20 protein-coding genes and 1 pseudogene are annotated in these 15294 nt (G+C 53.6%); 11 read left to right on the top strand and 10 right to left on the bottom strand.

Translation table 11 applies throughout. The features are described from left to right. Positions 1–84: 84 nt before the first annotated feature. Entirely contained in the window at positions 85–282 is a 198-nt protein-coding gene (locus OKF39_RS11625; protein ID WP_024908361.1) for a hypothetical protein, read from the top strand. Position 283: 1 nt separating this feature from the next. After that, the gene (locus OKF39_RS11620; RefSeq protein WP_045261405.1) at positions 284–1060 is read left to right on the top strand and encodes a hypothetical protein; all 777 of its coding nucleotides are present in this window, start codon (positions 284–286) and stop codon (positions 1058–1060) included. A gap of 67 nt (positions 1061–1127) precedes the next feature. Here the strand turns inward: OKF39_RS11620 and OKF39_RS11615 are convergent, their stop codons facing one another. After that, complete coding sequence (locus OKF39_RS11615) at positions 1128–1529, bottom strand: VOC family protein (protein WP_028013054.1); 402 nt, start codon at positions 1527–1529, stop codon at positions 1128–1130. 85 nt (positions 1530–1614) lie between these two features. Then, positions 1615–2196 carry a TetR/AcrR family transcriptional regulator gene (locus tag OKF39_RS11610; protein WP_045261406.1) on the bottom strand — a complete coding sequence of 194 codons (582 nt, stop codon included), beginning with the start codon at positions 2194–2196 and terminating at the stop codon, positions 1615–1617. Between the two features lie 103 nt (positions 2197–2299). On the opposite strand from OKF39_RS11610, the gene OKF39_RS11605 reads away from it, so the two are divergent. The 3 genes from OKF39_RS11605 to OKF39_RS11595 all read left to right on the top strand — a co-directional run bounded on the left by OKF39_RS11605 (position 2300) and on the right by OKF39_RS11595 (position 4125). Further along, positions 2300–2767, top strand: coding sequence for a nuclear transport factor 2 family protein (locus OKF39_RS11605; protein ID WP_048998459.1), 468 nt, complete (start codon positions 2300–2302; stop codon positions 2765–2767). Between the two features lie 90 nt (positions 2768–2857). Beyond that, positions 2858–3451 carry a TetR/AcrR family transcriptional regulator gene (locus OKF39_RS11600; RefSeq protein WP_479982928.1) on the top strand — a complete coding sequence of 198 codons (594 nt, stop codon included), beginning with the start codon at positions 2858–2860 and terminating at the stop codon, positions 3449–3451. A 74-nt stretch (positions 3452–3525) separates the two neighbouring features. After that, positions 3526–4125, top strand: coding sequence for an NAD(P)H-dependent oxidoreductase (locus OKF39_RS11595; protein ID WP_479982927.1), 600 nt, complete (start codon positions 3526–3528; stop codon positions 4123–4125). 51 nt (positions 4126–4176) lie between these two features. Here the strand turns inward: OKF39_RS11595 and OKF39_RS11590 are convergent, their stop codons facing one another. Next, positions 4177–4653, bottom strand: coding sequence for a WbuC family cupin fold metalloprotein (locus tag OKF39_RS11590; RefSeq protein WP_028013049.1), 477 nt, complete (start codon positions 4651–4653; stop codon positions 4177–4179). A gap of 293 nt (positions 4654–4946) precedes the next feature. Between OKF39_RS11590 and OKF39_RS11585 the strand changes: the two genes are divergently transcribed. Then, positions 4947–5417, top strand: a complete 471-nt coding sequence (locus OKF39_RS11585) for a hypothetical protein (RefSeq protein ID WP_328729004.1) — start codon at positions 4947–4949, stop codon at positions 5415–5417. Positions 5418–5459: 42 nt separating this feature from the next. Here OKF39_RS11585 and OKF39_RS11580 read toward each other — a convergent pair whose 3' ends face one another. Beyond that, positions 5460–6386: a LysR substrate-binding domain-containing protein gene (locus OKF39_RS11580; protein WP_045261411.1), complete on the bottom strand. Its 927-nt coding sequence runs from the start codon at positions 6384–6386 to the stop codon at positions 5460–5462. 186 nt (positions 6387–6572) lie between these two features. Between OKF39_RS11580 and OKF39_RS11575 the strand changes: the two genes are divergently transcribed. Next, a complete protein-coding gene (locus OKF39_RS11575) occupies positions 6573–7010 on the top strand; it encodes a VOC family protein (protein ID WP_063154467.1) in 438 nt (145 codons plus the stop codon). 45 nt (positions 7011–7055) lie between these two features. Here the strand turns inward: OKF39_RS11575 and OKF39_RS11570 are convergent. After that, positions 7056–7912 (bottom strand): annotated as a pseudogene (locus OKF39_RS11570) (dihydrodipicolinate synthase family protein). 21 nt (positions 7913–7933) lie between these two features. After that, the gene (locus OKF39_RS11565) at positions 7934–8629 is read right to left on the bottom strand and encodes a B3/B4 domain-containing protein (RefSeq protein ID WP_199886484.1); all 696 of its coding nucleotides are present in this window, start codon (positions 8627–8629) and stop codon (positions 7934–7936) included. A 43-nt stretch (positions 8630–8672) separates the two neighbouring features. Here OKF39_RS11565 and OKF39_RS11560 point away from each other — a divergent pair, with 43 nt between their 5' ends. Beyond that, entirely contained in the window at positions 8673–9275 is a 603-nt protein-coding gene (locus OKF39_RS11560; RefSeq protein ID WP_224066574.1) for a helix-turn-helix domain-containing protein, read from the top strand. Positions 9276–9402: 127 nt separating this feature from the next. After that, on the top strand, positions 9403–10023 hold the full coding sequence (locus OKF39_RS11555; protein ID WP_048959092.1) for a LysE family translocator: 621 nt from the start codon (positions 9403–9405) through the stop codon (positions 10021–10023). A gap of 53 nt (positions 10024–10076) precedes the next feature. Here the strand turns inward: OKF39_RS11555 and OKF39_RS11550 are convergent, their stop codons facing one another. Further along, a complete protein-coding gene (locus OKF39_RS11550; RefSeq protein ID WP_028013041.1) occupies positions 10077–10871 on the bottom strand; it encodes an AraC family transcriptional regulator in 795 nt (264 codons plus the stop codon). A 109-nt stretch (positions 10872–10980) separates the two neighbouring features. Here OKF39_RS11550 and OKF39_RS11545 point away from each other — a divergent pair, with 109 nt between their 5' ends. Then, positions 10981–11772 (top strand): sulfite exporter TauE/SafE family protein, encoded by a 792-nt coding sequence (locus OKF39_RS11545; RefSeq protein ID WP_032674705.1) that lies wholly within the window; start codon positions 10981–10983, stop codon positions 11770–11772. Between the two features lie 117 nt (positions 11773–11889). On the opposite strand, the gene OKF39_RS11540 is transcribed toward OKF39_RS11545, so the two are convergent. Continuing rightward, positions 11890–12372: a glutathione peroxidase gene (locus OKF39_RS11540; protein WP_194386107.1), complete on the bottom strand. Its 483-nt coding sequence runs from the start codon at positions 12370–12372 to the stop codon at positions 11890–11892. Between the two features lie 136 nt (positions 12373–12508). Between OKF39_RS11540 and OKF39_RS11535 the strand changes: the two genes are divergently transcribed. Next, the gene (locus OKF39_RS11535) at positions 12509–13780 is read left to right on the top strand and encodes a serine hydrolase domain-containing protein (RefSeq protein WP_150143687.1); all 1272 of its coding nucleotides are present in this window, start codon (positions 12509–12511) and stop codon (positions 13778–13780) included. Here OKF39_RS11535 and paaY read toward each other — a convergent pair. Together paaY and paaX are read right to left on the bottom strand one after the other, a co-directional pair. Continuing rightward, complete coding sequence (paaY, locus tag OKF39_RS11530; protein WP_479982926.1) at positions 13689–14285, bottom strand: phenylacetic acid degradation protein PaaY; 597 nt, start codon at positions 14283–14285, stop codon at positions 13689–13691. The two genes, OKF39_RS11535 and paaY, sit on opposite strands and share 92 nt — an antisense overlap. Positions 14286–14294: 9 nt before the next feature. Next, complete coding sequence (paaX, locus tag OKF39_RS11525; RefSeq protein WP_021241337.1) at positions 14295–15230, bottom strand: phenylacetic acid degradation operon negative regulatory protein PaaX; 936 nt, start codon at positions 15228–15230, stop codon at positions 14295–14297. Between the last annotated feature and the right edge of the window lie 64 nt (positions 15231–15294).

Raw genomic sequence — 15294 nt, 5'->3', positions numbered from 1 at the left:
CGGCTTTCACTTTCAGGTTATCCTTAAGGCAAATTCAGCCGTCATCTTCCAGGCTTATCCTTTTTATTCATAAGGATGCCTGACATGAAACGTTTCTTTCTCTCCCTATTCTCAAGCCCGGAATCCTTACTGCAGGTGATGAGTCAGCAGGAAATTATTGAAGCCGTGGAAGATGGCGATCGCATCATTATCGACCAGGACGGGAACGCCTCGGTGAACTACAAGAGCAACGAGGTGCGGCAGGACTTTCTGCGTCACGTCAACACGCTGAAGAGGGCCTGATATGGGAACGGCGATATTTATGGTGCTGATGGTCTGCGGGTACTGGTACACCAGCCGCGACCTGTCGACCCGCTTTAAAATCAAGCGTTCCTTTGGCTGGGACGTCTATTTTCTCGTCGCGCTTTACGGCTGTATTTTCGTTCTGCAGGGCGTAATCGCCACGGGATTGCTCTGGCTGCTGCTGTTCGCCCTTTCCGCCGCCAACAACGCTTTTCACTTTGCCTCACCGAAATACACCGACTGGCAAATCGACTTTATGAACTGGAGTTTTTTAGGCATTCAGGCGCCGGTGGTCGTAATGCTGGCGTTTGCCATTCTGTTTTGCCTCTACCGCTCTAACTGGGCAGGAAGCGCCAGGCTGGACGGCGAGAGCAGGAAAAAGCTCTACAAACGGCTTGCGCAGGCGAGCGGGATTGAACAACTGCTCTATCAGTGTATGGAGCAAGGCGAGCTGGCGCAGGTCACACTCCGCTCGAGACGGATTTACGTCGGCATGATCCACACCGCGACGCTGGAATATGAAAAAACGGCCAATATTGTGCTGATCCCAATGTTGAGCGGGTACCGGGATGCGAAGACGATGAATCTGCGTATCGAGAATAATTACAGCAGGTGGTATGCGGAGCATGACATTACGCTCGACTCTGAACCCCGCAGCGCCATGTCATTCCGCAAGGTGATTTTACTCAATCAGATTGAGAGCATCTCGCTGTTCGATCCTGCCAGCGCCAGCGCGCTGTCGCTGGCACAGCGGGACGAGAGCCAGACGTCCCCATAATGTTGAGTACGCTCTGCTGGGAAGCGTGCACGACGAAAGGCGAATGACACATCATTTATGGTGATATTCACGGTTGCGCATTCTGATAAAGATCCCAGCGGTTGCCGTAAATATCTTCAAACACCACCACCGTACCGTACTCTTCCTCACGCGGTTCTTCGCAGAAATGAACGCCTTTTGCTTTCATGGCATGGTAATCGCGCCAAAAGTCATCCGTCTGAAGGAACAGGAAAACTCTTCCACCGCTTTGATTACCGATAAAACCTTCCTGCCTTTCGTTGGAGGCACGAGCCAGCAGGATATTGCAGTCGCTTTCCGGGTTGGGTGAGACGACGACCCAGCGTTTCCCCGGTTGGGGCGTATCCTCTACGAGGGTAAAACCCAGCCTGTCGGTGTAGTATTCAATGGCGCGATCGTAGTCATCAACCACGATAGCCACGCATCCCAGGCATCGTTTCTGCGTTCTCATATTTTTCGTTTCCTTTGGATAAATAGCTTACCGATTCGGTGAGTCGATATTCCAGCTACCGTAATACTTGCGGCAGATTCAGGACTTATTTCTGACCGGTCAACGCCTCTAATCCCCTTTTTAGCACATTTATTACCGTCTCTGAATCCATGCCCATCTGTGCATGAATAATGGCGCCGTCAATAAGCAGCATGATTTCATTGACGACGCGCTCATCAGCGATCTTCGTCAGCAACGCAATCATATTCTTAGTTTCGATTTTATGACCGCGGCATATCGCTTTTATTTCGCTTTCTATATCTTCGGATTTGGCTTCTGCGCTGGCATTAATAAACGCGCAGCCGTGGAACTCGGGCGAAATAAACCATTCATAAAGGGTTGCAGATATCGCATCAGAAGGTATTTTGCCTTCATCAAGATGTCGACGCAGCGTGGTCTCAAACCAGTTAATCCATATTTCATGTCGATAGTGCAGGTAGGCGAGAATCAGTAAACTTTTACTCGGAAAATGGCGATAAAACGTCACCTTGGTCACCTTCGCCTCTTTAATCAGCGTATCCACCCCCGTCGCCCTGAAGCCATTGGAATAAAAAAGATCGTGCGCCGTCAGTAATATTTTATCCCTGACGCTGATTTTTGCTTCGTTGCCTGCGTGCTCGGTTTTCACTTTTCGGTAGCCTCAAAACGGATGTTGACAGCGTTATTTTTCAGGCATAGATTAGCGTAAGTAGACAGACCTGTCTACATCATATAACACTGAGATTATCGCTATGAACACTCGTCCTCCATTACCGCCCTTCACTCGCGAAAGCGCGATCGAAAAAGTCAGACTGGCCGAAGACGGCTGGAACAGCCGCGACCCGGCAAAAGTCGCGCTGGCCTACACGCTGGACACCCAGTGGCGCAACCGCGCTGAGTTCGCCACCAACCGCGAGGAAGCCCAGGCATTTCTGGCGCGGAAATGGAAAAAAGAGCTGGATTACCGCCTGATTAAAGAGCTCTGGGCATTTACGGACAACCGGATCGCGGTGCGCTATGCCTATGAATGGCATGATGATTCCGGCAACTGGTTCCGCTCGTACGGCAATGAAAACTGGGAATTCGAAGCGGACGGACTGATGAAGCGTCGTTTTGCCTGCGTAAACGACATGCCGATAAAAGAATCTGAACGCCTGTTCCACTGGCCGCTGGGCAGACGCCCGGACGATCACCCTTCTCTGAGCGATCTGGGGCTATAAAGTATCGGCTCCGCTCTGTGGAACAACGGGTGCAGCAGCCTGCCGAAAATGTGTAAACTACCATGAGTAGATAACAAAACCGAGGCAAGCATGGTTGTTAAGCGCTTAAGAAAAGAGGACCGCCGCGTGCAGCTGCTGGAGGTTGCACGAGGGATCGTGCGTCAGCAAGGCACGGAGGCGTTGACCCTTGGCTATCTGGCAGAACGGGCTAACGTGACCAAGCCTATCCCCTACGACCACTTTGGCGATCGTGAGGGGCTGCTGATGGCACTGTATCAGGACTATAGCGATCGGCAGCTGGCGAAATTCAGGGAGACGCTGGCGGTGGACAGCAAAACGCTGGAGAAGACGATCCGCTTTTTCAGCGCCGCCTATATCGACTGTGCCATTGCCGCCGGGCCTGAAACCGGGCCAATCGCCGCGGCGCTGTCCGGTTCCCGGGCGCTGCAGACGTTTCGGGAAGCATGCGTGGCCGAATGCGCCGACTGCCTGCGCACCGCGCTTTCTCCTTTTATCGTCTTAAAAGGTGTTCAGGGAGAAGCGGTACTGACGGCCATCATTGGCGCGGCGGAGGCCCTCAGCACCTCGGCGGGCAACGGCGTGCTCGCCCGGAATGTGGCAGAAGATATGCTCTGCGGCGCCATGACCGGGATGCTTGAGACCTACGCGAATAGCACAAAATGATCGCCGGGGGCGGATTGACACCTAAGTTACCAATAGTAATATAGGCATCACTTCTCCCCCATCTGGAGGTCGCTATGTCTGCAACCCATGCCATTAAAAACGCGCTGATCGTGACGGCACACCCGATCGACAATTCGTTATCCCATATGCTGGCAGCCCGTATTGCCGGGAAATTACGCGAGGAAGGTACGCAGGTTGAGATCGCCGATCTGCATGCTGAAGGGTTTAACCCGGCGATGACCCGCGCCGATCTCGATTTGTATCACGGCGATCCGAGCGCCCTCCCCGACGATATTCTGCGCGAGCAAAAGCGCGTCGAGCGCGCGGATATGCTGGTATTCGTCTTCCCGGTGTACTGGTGGTCGGTTCCCGCGCTGTTGAAAGGCTGGTTCGATCGCGTGTTAACCCTGAACTGGGCGTATAAGGTGGCCGACGACGGCCGGATTGTGGGCAACTTACGTGATGTTCCCGTCCGCCTGATTGCCACCGGCGGTAGCGATCTTACCGGGTTCGACAAACACGGCTATTCGACGGCGATTCAGACGCAGATAATCGAAGGGGTATTTGGCTTCTGCGGGTTGAAGAACGTTAAGCTCGAAATCCTTTACCAGGCAGACACGGCTACGCCTGAGCAGGTTGAGGAATTCCTGCAAAGACTCGGCGACATCCAGTAAACCATACGGTGCTGGCGCGCTTTTCTGCGCGCCGGGAACACTACAGGAAAATTACAGGGTAAAACGCCTATCACCCACCTGCGCCTGGGCGTACCATTTCATCAACTCTACAGTACCTGGCGCGTTCTCAGCAGGCGACCACGGGGCGGTATCGTGCTCAGGCACGGGCTGATACGCCCCGTGTTTTACCTCAAAAATGACGCCGCCTTTATCCAGCGACAGCACGGCATGCCAGGTTCCGGCATCCATCTCCAGGACTTTACACTCTTCGCCTAACACCACGCGCCGGGTCACGTTTCCGCTGTCGTCAAAATTCAGCACCAGAAAGCGGCCGCTCAGCGCCGTCAGCAGTTCAAACGTGTGCGGATGGCGATGGGGGCGGACATAGGTACCGGGTTCCATTGCAATGGCCAGGCGCTGCACCGGGTCGCTCAGGTCAGGGTGTAAATTACGGTGTGCGCGTAAACGAGGAGAATGTGCGGCCTGCTCGCTTTGCTGCTGCAGGTCACTAAAAGTAATTTGTTTCATATAAGCCTTTGAGAATGTGGCGATTAACGGCAAGCCGATTGCTGCACGACGTTATACCATCCTGAAAAGCCGATAAGCTAAGGCATTTGTGAAACAAAACGCTGCCGTGAGAGGATCTGCAATGTTGGAGCCCAGAGCGCCACATTGAGTAAAACTCACATTAATGCCAACTATTTATCGTTTTTCAAACATAACCGCACTGAAATACCATCCATTTACCCCTGGTATACCGCTGTCAAAAACAGATAGCGACGTAAAAACAATAAATAATAATGTGCGGATATGGAGCACCTATGACACTCGATGTTTTATTCCATTTAATGAAAACCCTCTCACCAGAAAAAAGCTCCGCTGATGAAAAAATACCTGCGCTAATCACCTTACTTTCCTCAGAAAGTCATCGTTCAGAAGCGCTTTCGCCATTTATACATCGACTGCACCTGCTCTCATTTGCCCAGAACGCTCCTGGCAATGCCGAGGAGCTACTCTCAGCTCATATTACAAAAGACGACGGACTCTTCCCCCAGCCTGACTTCGCGGACTGGCCACGGGTGCGTTACGCCGAGTCCGGTGAAGTACAGACGCCGGAATCAGAAGAGTATTTTCGTAAAATGACCTCGGCTGCCAATGTGCTACGTTCTTCGCTGATCGACGAAGAGCGCGCAAAGGGAACGCCAGCGCTTTATATTCTGGATAAATTACTTAACCTGAATAGCGCACTGCCGGAAAGATATAAGAAGATGGCTAATATACCCTACGCGTAAACTTATTAAACAGGATAGTCCGTAAGGAATATCCTGTTTGATTTAAGACAGCCGCTTTTCATTATACTCAAGACAGACGATATCCAGCGAAGGAACGACCGGCGAATTGAGGTTAAGCCAGGCCAGCAACCGTTCAATACTCTGTCCTCTGAGCGAATTTTTCGGCCAGACAAGATAGTATCCGTCCCCTGTTGCTATCGCCTCCCGGAAGGGCAGCGCGAGCAGGCCGCTTTTCAGCGCGTCGAGCGTGAGCCGGAGATCGGCCATCGCCACGCCGTGTCCGTGCATGGCCGCAAGGCTTCCCTGCTCCAGGGTGTCGAACACGATCCCGCCGCTCATGTCGAGGCCGGGGAATAAGCCCGTCCTTTTCAGCCAGCGCTTCCAGTCCCGTCGGTCCGGAGACGGATGAATAAGATCGCATTCTGGAAGCTGATGCCGGGCAGGCTCCAGCAAAGACGGCGTACAAACCGGAATAAGCCATTCGCTGAACAGCAGCCTGCTCTCCGTTGATTCGCCGAAATAGCCGTTACCGAGGAGGATCGCACAATCGTAGGGCTCGCGGCTGAAGTCAACGGTGTCGAAGTCCATCCAGACGCTGGCGATTTCGATTTTCGGCTTCGCATGATTCTCCCGAAAGGATTTAAGCACATTGAGAAGCCATCGCATCGTCAGGGTGCTAGGGGCTTTGAGGCGCAGAAGATGGTTTTCACTTTTGAATGCGCGACAGGCCCACTCAATATTCGAGAAACTTTCGCTAAGCTGCCCGGCCAGAATACGCCCGGCGTCGCTGACCTCCACTCTCGGTCCCTGCCGTTTAAACAGCTCGCAGTCGAACCACATCTCAAGCGTGCGGACATGCCTGCTGACCGCCCCCGGCGTGATATTCAGGACTTCAGCCGCTTTGCTGAACGAGTTCAGCCGTGCGGCAACTTCGAACGCGCGCAGCGCATACAGTGGCGGTAAAGACATACATTCCCTTTTTGGAAGGTGTAATCATACAGTTTTTGTATTATCGGCACACGATGACGTCAGCCAACATTTTTTATCGCCGAGGCTTCCTGCTGAGGCATGCCGATGATCCTGGCCTGGGTGGTGATGAAGATAGCTACTTTGAGATAATCTCTGTTCAGACTGACGGAAAAGAGGATGTTTAAAGTGCTGGCTTATATCACGATTGGGACAAATGACTTTCAGCGCGCCGTGAACTTTTATGACGCTATTTTTAACGTGCTGGGCTATACACGTCTGCCCGCCTGGACTGATAGCTGGGCAATGTGGGGAAACGAAAATCATCCGGATGACGAATTTAGCTTCTGCATTTGTCCTCCTTTTGACCAGCAACCCGCGACGGCGGGAAACGGGACAATGTTCGCTTTCAGAGCAGATAACGCGGACATTGTCAGACGCTTCCATGCAGCGGGCCTCCGTGCGGGTGGGAAAAATGAAGGCGTGCCCGGTACACGAACCGCCTACGGCCCCGACTTTTATGTTGCCTATCTGCGCGATCCTGACGGACATAAACTGGCGTGCGTTTGCCAGCATTATTCTCCTGATGCAGATAAGCTATCAGGCGAAGAAGAGTCACTTCAATAATAAAATTTTGCTGTAAGGACCGGTAGACACCCAGTCCTGCGGAGATCACTTCAGCTCCAGCGTGCTTATCACATGGGCAATATCCGCGATGTCGCCAGCTGACAACGGTTGCAGAGGGCGAGGCAGGCAATCCATGTCGGTAAGACCAAGCACGCCAGCAGCAGCGGCAATAACGCGAATACTGCCGCCATGTTTACGGAACAGCGACCACAATGGCTCAAGGCGGGTTGTCAGGGCTGTAACGCGTTGACGATCGTTTGCCGCCGCGGCTTCAGTGATTTGTTTCGCCATCTCAGGGAACAGACCGCCACACACGGAATACCACACTTCACAACCGGCGTTAAGTCCCAGTCCCGCATCAGATGTTGACGTAACGCATTCACCCGCTCAGTTGCTGCAGCGGGGCTATTCGGGACGCCAGGGATCTTGACCGAGCGAACCCCCTCAAGTGATGAGAGACGACCGTGGAGTTCATCCGTAAAGGTAAAATGCGTCGTGCCCGGATTATCATAGATACACACCGGTACAGACACGTGCCGGGTAACGGTCTCAAAGAGTGAGAAGACTTCTTCGTCACGGAGTGGCTGGTAGCTGACCGCCGGGAGTAACAGCGCATTCGCACCAGCGGCCTGTGCATCATCTGCCAGATGCAGAATGGCATCGGTACTGACCGCTCCCACACACACCATCACGGGGATGTTCCCTGCATGCTGTTTGGCCAGCGTTGCTACGCGCTTGCGCTGCTCCCGGGTCAGATAGGCGTAGCTTCCGGTTGACCCCAGGATGCCCATAGAATCAACCCGAGCGTCTATAAGACGGGAAAGGATATGGCTGAAACCCTTTTCATCCACGCCGCTGGCGGTGACTGGGGTTAATGGAAATGCCGACAAGCCGGTAAACATACATGTTTCTCCTGAAGGATATTACTGCTGTTGTTCTTCGATGAGAGCAACGTCAAACCACAGACCGGGCATCATTTTTTCCAGGCCGTCGGTCAGCATTTTTCCGGCTTCGTGAAGCGTCTCCAGCGGCATCTGCGGGAGACTCTCCAGAATGAACCACATTTGCTGCGCTTCAACGCCTAAGCGGGTTCTGATCCCCTGTCGCCAGTTCCAGCGACGGCAGGTCACGCCGATATCATCACACCAGATAACCTCGCCTTGTGAAGGATACTCAACGGCGGTCTCTCCCTCTTTGACCGTATCAAAAGGTTCTGTTCCTTTTGCCACAGTCAGACGCGGCGCCCCCTGATAGGCAGAGAGATCCTCTCCACCAACCGGAACGGCATAGCGGAGACTGACGGCATTATAAAGATCAACGACAGGATCGAGCGCTGGCATCGTTCCGTCACGTAAGACGCGCTTGCGTAACGCATCCGCTGAGCAAGGGGTGCGTTTAGGTTTAGCCCCAAATTTTTGAAAAACGTCGGCCCATGCCGCCAGATGAGATTCCGCCCAGGCAGGCTCACCGGCCAGAACCGCCTCACAGGCTTCTCGCAGCGCCGTTTCTCCAGTGCCGGGATTAAGCACTGGCGCAGCTTTTACGCAGATACTGAGCGCCCGAAAACCGGGAGCAATACGATAAATTTCAGGAGAAATTGACGGAGATACTGTTAACACGTGATAATCCTGTAATGACCAATTTATTCCATGATAATGACCAATGACCAAAAAAGTCAATTTAATGACCGATGCAAATTCGATCGCCAGCTCCGTGAATGAAGCCGTATCGCAGCGAATTAAACTGTATCGTAAGCAAAAGAAAATCTCCCTTGATGAACTCTCGCGTCAGGCGGGTGTAAGTAAGGGAGCGTTGGTTGAGATAGAGGGATGCCGGGCGAATCCCAGCATTGCCCTGTTATGTCGCCTGGCTGCCGCGATGGGGGTTTCGGTGGCTGATTTTGTGGATGTCAGTGCCAAACCGACCGTGCATCTCATTGCTGAAGATGAGATCCCAGAATTGTGGAAAGGTGAAACAGGCGGGAGAGCAAGATTGCTCGCAGGTTCGGGTGGCCCTGATATGACCGAGCTCTGGATGTGGGAAATGCAGCCCGGGGAAAAGTTTGCGTCACCCGGCCACGCGGAAGGAACGCTTGAACTGTTTTATGTTCAGTCGGGCACGCTCACACTCGGCGTAAAGGATCACGTGTATCAGATAAAAACTGGCTGTTCGGCAACTGCCAGAACGGACGTTCCTCATTTCTATGAAAACCGGGAGAAGAACCCATTGGTATTCATCATGACAGTGCATGAGAAAGCGTCCTGAGTTGTAGCCCGGTATGCCAGCAGGGCTTGTCTCATTAAAGCAATTTACAATTTATTCACATAACTGCCTTTGTCTAATTGATTGGCGCAAAGTAAGGGGGTAACATCCACTCTTTCGGATAAAGAAAATGTCTGTTACTGATTCTCTCCTTGCCTTCTCTCTCGCTGCACTACTGCTCACCCTCACTCCGGGCCTGGATACGGCACTCATTCTACGAACGGCATGTGCTGAAGGTGGAAAGAAGGCTTTTCAGGCAGCTCTTGGAATTGATACTGGCTGTTTTATCTGGGGCGCACTTGTTGCGCTGGGACTGGGAGCGCTGCTGGCGGTGTCAGAGCTCGCTTATACCATGCTGAAAATGTGTGGTGCGACTTACCTTTGCTGGCTGGGTTTACAACTGCTGAGGCGGCCACGTTCATCTTTCAATCACGGCGATGGCGTTAATCCTTCAGCCGGGAACTGGTTTATAAAAGGAATGCTGGGAAATGTACTCAATCCTAAAATGGGTATTTTCTATGTCTCTTTTTTACCTCAATTCATACCTGCCGGGCATTCCCCTTTTGTATGGACTTTTATACTTGTCAGCATTCATGTCGCAATAGGGACAATGTGGTCAGTCACGCTCATTTTATCCACGCACTTTGCATCAGCCATACTGAAGAAAAGCAGTGTTGTCAGGGGAATGGACAGAGCTACAGGAGGATTGTTTTTGTGCTTTGCGGCTAAACTTGCACTCAGCACAAGATAACCTGATTAACGCTAACACAGCTCAGAACGTCCGCTGTGGTCACATAACTGACGTTATGAACGGTGCCCTGTGAAGCTTTTGAAATCAAGCCGATAATACGAAGGCGGCTGTCCCGTGACACGGCGGAACATCGTGGCGAAAGATGATGCATTGTCGTATCCGAGAGTGAGTGCCACTTCATTCACCGGTTTACCTGTTATCAGCAACGTCAGTGCACTGACGACACAGGCTCGCTGTCGCCATGCAGAAAATGACATGCCGGTTTGCCGTAAGAAAAGTCGACGAAAGGTACTGGCGCTCATAAACAGCGTACTGGCCCAGCGCTCAGCAGGGTCATGGATTGAGGGGTTGAGTAAAAACGCCTGACAAAGAGCCAGCAGAGCCGGATGTTGTGGCAGCGGAATATCGAATTCGCGAACCGGCATTTCCGCCAGTTCCAGTAACAGCAGATTTACCAGCGCACGGTCGCGTGCGCTGTCATACATCAGCGGCAAATCCACGGCATCAAGCAACAACTGACGTAACAATGGCGATACGCTGATCACCTTACAGTGTCGATACTTAATCGATCCCGTCACGCATGTTGGTTCAATATATAAGCTACGCGTGGTCACACCTACAAACCGGACAGCGTGAGGGGTTTCGGGTGGGATCCATACTGCATGTTGTGGGGGTACAACCCACTCTCCGTTACAGGTTGAGACGTACATGAGACCCGTTGCACCATACAGCAGCTGCGCGCGGCGATGTTGGTGTTGTGGCAGTATAAATCCCTGCGCATAGTCATTGCCTAACGCCACCACTTCACGATCGAGCTTATCGACATCTTCAATTTTTACGTTGCGCACACCGGTCTCCGTCTGAACGATTTACAAAGGTAATTGAGCGCTGCGCAAATGGGAAGCAGGATGCTACCGGTATAAGCTGCTCGCTCATTTTCTGGTCGGGGATATTCTCTTGAACGATATCGCAATTATTGCACTGGCAGGCTTTACTACCGGTATCACCACGGTGCTCTTTGGTTTTGGGGGTGGTTTTGTCGTGGTGCCATTTGTTTATCAACTGATGCTGCGGCAGTCTGAGCTGGCAGGAAACGCCATGCATATCGCGGTTGCGACCTCAACGGCGGTGATGATATTTAACGCGGGCTGGGTCAGCTATCGAAACTGGCGCGCCGGCAAACTTTCAGCGCAGACATTGTTCCCATTATTATGGTTTATCGCCATCGGGGCTGTCGTGGGTTCCTGTCTGGCGGGAGTCTTCAGCGAGAATATTGTTCGCGCACTGTTCATTCTTTATATGCTGGTAACCATTGGCGATTGTTTGTTGCGCAAAGGTTTTTTTAGCTGCAGTTCCCCGCGTCGCTTGTCACTTTCTGTGGTAACGGGCGGCGGAGTGATCATCGGCATGATAGCCGCATTGCTGGGCGTGGGTGGCAGCGTGATGACAGTGCCATTATTACGGCGACACGGCTATGCGATGGGTGAATGTATTAGCGCTTCTAACCCGCTTTCTCTGCCTGTCGCGCTGTGTGGTGCCGTGACGTATGCAGTCATTGGTTGGCAAAATATTCCGGTGAGCGGATTTCTCGGTTTCATCAGCCTGAAAATTTTAGGCCTGTTGGTACTGACGGGCTGGGCTGGAATAGTTTTTAGCCGTCGGGTTATACCTGCTTTACCTGACATATGGCACGCACGAATCTATGTAATACTGCTGTGCCTGGTGCTACTGGCGATGCTGCTCCAGTAAACCCATCCATCGCGGCGACTACTGGGCTACCTGTACCAACGTCCGCTCCTGGCACAGAGCGGACATTATGAATTTCGGCTATACCCGGCAAATGGATGGCTCTGGCGACAAAAACACTCACCTTCCCAGTGCCGCAACAATTGCCCCCTCCATTTTCTCTGGCGTCGTCATCGGTGCAAAACGCTTGAGCGGCTTACCGTCGCGTCCGATCAGAAACTTAGTAAAGTTCCACTTGATCCGCCCACCCAGCACGCCAGGCAATTCGCTTTTCAGATAACGAAAAATCGGATGTGCTGCGGCGCCATTGACCTCAACTTTCCCGAACATGGGAAAACAGACGCCGTAGTTAATGTAACAGGTCTTTGAGATTTCATCGGCGTCGCCGGGTTCCTGTTTACCAAACTGGTTGCAGGGGAAGCCCAGCACCACTAACCCTTGTTCGGCGTATTTCTTGTATAGCGCTTCGAGACCCGCATACTGGGGCGTAAAGCCGCACTGGCTGGCGGTATTGACGACCAAAACCACCTTCCCCGCATAGTCGGCCATTGAGATAAGACTGCCATCCAGGCGGGTGGCGGTAAGCTGATGAAAGCGTGTCATGCTGAAATCCTCAAAGCAGGCCGAAAAGCTGCTATGACCACCCACGCGGCGGCCTCCGTACAGAAAGTTTACATTCAAACAGGCTAAGTGTGATACATTCCCGCCGCGCCAATGACCACCACACTCGCTATCAGGTATGCAGAACATCACAAAAAAAATTCGCTGGCTTCTGCTTGCTATCCCATTCCTCAGCGGTTGTGGCACGCTCTCGCAAATGTCCTCCCCGGAAGGTACCCAGGAACTCCTCACCCATGAATCGCTGGATGGCGACGTTGACAGCGTGGTGCGTCACTACATGGCGCAAAAGTCCGTTCCAGGAATGACGGTCGCGGTGATCCATAATCACGGCTCGCCTCAGTTTTACACCTGGGGCGTTACCGATGCGGTCAACCGCTACCCGGTCAGGCCCGATACCCTGTTTGCGCTCGGCTCGCTCAGCAAAGGGATCACGGCGGAAGTGGTGGCCTGTCTGGTGAGTGAGGGGCAACTGAACTGGAACGACAGCCTGGCGACATTGCTACCGCCGGGAACACCGCTAAGTAAGGATGCACAAAAAATCACCCTGCTGGAGCTGGTAACCCACACCTCCGGCCTTCCGCGCCAGAATATGGATGTTCCGATGCTCGGAAAATTCATCCGCTACTTAGGCACGGGTGATAATTTCTACGGTGAACTGGACAGCGATAATGTGCTGCGTTATCTGGCGAACTGGCGCGCGCCGAGAGATAAAACGCCGCAATACTCGAATACCGGCTACGCCCTGATTGGCTATATCCTGAAGCACAAAACCGGCGAAGATATTCAGAGTTTAGCGTCACGCTATATTTTCCGTCCGCTGCACATGGTTAACAGCAGCTTTACGCCCCAGAAGCTCAAAGGATACCCCCAGCGGGCGCTCGGCCACGCGGGCGATCAGCCAAAATTCATCCCGCGCGGGCAGCTGACGCCAGACTGGCATTTTTCCAACAACATGGTGGCGGCAGCAAGCCTGTACAGTAACGCCGAAGATCTGGCGGCCTATGCCCGCTATCACGTCTCTACGACCCACAATCCCTTGCTGGACAGCGTCTTTGACGAAGTCAGAAATACCGATATTCAACGCCCCGACGGGGTGCAGGGCATTGCCTGGACCACCGACTTTATCGGTCTGGAAAAAATCACCTATCAGGTCGGCTATATCGGCGGCTACTCCAGCTTCATCGGCTATGACAAAGAGAAAGGCAATGCGGTGGTGGTGCTGCAAAATATCTTTAACTGGAGCAACTATATTGGCATCGCGCTTCTGATGGATATGGCGAAAAAAGACGGCCTTACCCCTACATCGCCGACTTCGGCCTTAAGTTCTCGTCAAACGCCAGCCGTTTCCGGTCAGGCTCAGCCTCGCGCAGCGGCTCAACCTGGTGCATAGTTAGCTTGCAGCGCTCCACCAGCACCTGATACTCCCGCGTGCCCTGCCGCTTCCACGCCATCTCCTGCTCGCTCAGCTCGCGAATCGCTTTAGCCGGGCTGCCGATAATCAAGTGGTTGGCAGGCATCTCCGCTTTCGCCTTCACGAACGCCGCCGCGCCGACGATGCTGTTTTCACCGATCATTGCCCCATCCATCACCACCGCGTTCATACCCACCAGCGCGTTGCGGCGGATGATGCAGCCGTGCAGGATGGCGCTGTGGCCGATATGCCCCTCTTCCTCCACCACCGTGTCCTGCTCCGGGAAACCGTGCATCACGCAATTATCCTGAATGTTCGCGCCATCTTTCACCACGATACGGCCAAAATCACCGCGCAGGCTGGCGTTAGGGCCAACATAAACGCCTTTACCCAGAATTACGTCGCCAATCAGCACCGCCGTTGGGTGAACATAGCTCTCGTCAGGTACCACCGGCGTCAGACCGTCAATTTGATAAACTGGCATCTTCACTCCTTATGCGCTTGTAAGACCACCAAAGCGTTGATAGTAGAGCGTGCCGGGCACGGGCAGTTCGCCCACGGAGGTTTCGCCCTTCTCGCTGACAAACGCCAGCGCCCCCGGCGCGACACGCTGATAGATATTAATGCAGAGCTGTCGGGCGCTTTGCCCCGCCCAGTGCGCGGGCAGTAACTCCTCCGGCAGCAGCGGGTCCTTCAGCACCACGCGGCGATAAAAGTGAATCAGCAGCAGCTGGATCTGGAAGCAGCGCTCCGGCGTCAGCTCCTCCGGCGCGGCTTCCTTCAGCAGCGGCAGCAGCGGGCGGAACGAGTTGATAAACGACTCGTACATCGCGTTTTGCTCGGTTAACTGCCAGCACTCTTCCACCCGCGAACGCAGCGCGGCACGGGAGAGCGCCAGCGGCGAGTGGGCTTCGAAGAAGATCACGTTTTCCGCCACGCCGGCATCGTGAAGCAGGGACTGCACGTCCGCCAGATGCTGGGACGGCGAGGCCATCAGGCTCGGTGCCAGCGTGCCAAATCCTTGCCAGATGAGCTGTTTTTTCACATCCGCGAGCGTAGTTTTATCCAGCCCTTCGGAGAGCAGCAGCAGCCATTTGCCGTCCCAGGCGGGCAGCTCTGCGCGATAAATCTTATTCTCCGCGCGACGCGTCAGCCGCAGCCCCTTATCGCTCAGGCGGTAAAAGCTTCGCCGCCCGATGCGGGAGACGTCCAGCCAGCCCTCTTTGTTGAGGCGAAACAGCGCGGTGCGCACGAAGCGCTCGCCAAATCCCATGCCTTCCAGTAAGGCGGCCAGGCTGCCGAGCCAAATCTCGCCGCCGCGGTGGGAAAGCGCGTCACCGTATAACGAGGAGATAAGCGACGTTCCGCTGACGGGAACCGAGCTGACCGCGTGCTGGATAAAGGCGTCGAGTTTATTCATGTGATTCATTCTGTTGTTATTTTTGTCCTGGATGAATCATAGCATAGGATTCTGAGATAGCCCCTCACCCTAA

The sequence above is a fragment of the Enterobacter cloacae complex sp. HYC042_NIDB genome, assembly GCF_056673315.1.
Note: the sequence above shows the minus strand (reverse complement) of the source record. Positions and strands in the feature narration are given on the sequence as shown.

Bases quoted from the DNA above. Each gene is read 5' to 3' on its own strand.
- paaX (WP_021241337.1), bottom strand. From the start codon at position 15,230: ATGAATCACATGAATAAACTCGACGCCTTTATCCAGCACGCGGTCAGC.
- OKF39_RS11535 (WP_150143687.1), top strand. From the start codon at position 12,509: ATGCAGAACATCACAAAAAAAATTCGCTGGCTTCTGCTTGCTATCCCA.
- OKF39_RS11595 (WP_479982927.1), top strand. From the start codon at position 3,526: ATGTCTGCAACCCATGCCATTAAAAACGCGCTGATCGTGACGGCACAC.
- OKF39_RS11620 (WP_045261405.1), top strand. From the start codon at position 284: ATGGGAACGGCGATATTTATGGTGCTGATGGTCTGCGGGTACTGGTAC.
- OKF39_RS11615 (WP_028013054.1), bottom strand. From the start codon at position 1,529: ATGAGAACGCAGAAACGATGCCTGGGATGCGTGGCTATCGTGGTTGAT.
- OKF39_RS11625 (WP_024908361.1), top strand. From the start codon at position 85: ATGAAACGTTTCTTTCTCTCCCTATTCTCAAGCCCGGAATCCTTACTG.
- OKF39_RS11585 (WP_328729004.1), top strand. From the start codon at position 4,947: ATGACACTCGATGTTTTATTCCATTTAATGAAAACCCTCTCACCAGAA.
- OKF39_RS11580 (WP_045261411.1), bottom strand. From the start codon at position 6,386: ATGTCTTTACCGCCACTGTATGCGCTGCGCGCGTTCGAAGTTGCCGCA.
- OKF39_RS11555 (WP_048959092.1), top strand. From the start codon at position 9,403: ATGTCTGTTACTGATTCTCTCCTTGCCTTCTCTCTCGCTGCACTACTG.
- OKF39_RS11560 (WP_224066574.1), top strand. From the start codon at position 8,673: ATGACCAAAAAAGTCAATTTAATGACCGATGCAAATTCGATCGCCAGC.
- OKF39_RS11605 (WP_048998459.1), top strand. From the start codon at position 2,300: ATGAACACTCGTCCTCCATTACCGCCCTTCACTCGCGAAAGCGCGATC.
- OKF39_RS11540 (WP_194386107.1), bottom strand. From the start codon at position 12,372: ATGACACGCTTTCATCAGCTTACCGCCACCCGCCTGGATGGCAGTCTT.
- OKF39_RS11600 (WP_479982928.1), top strand. From the start codon at position 2,858: ATGGTTGTTAAGCGCTTAAGAAAAGAGGACCGCCGCGTGCAGCTGCTG.
- paaY (WP_479982926.1), bottom strand. From the start codon at position 14,285: ATGCCAGTTTATCAAATTGACGGTCTGACGCCGGTGGTACCTGACGAG.
- OKF39_RS11590 (WP_028013049.1), bottom strand. From the start codon at position 4,653: ATGAAACAAATTACTTTTAGTGACCTGCAGCAGCAAAGCGAGCAGGCC.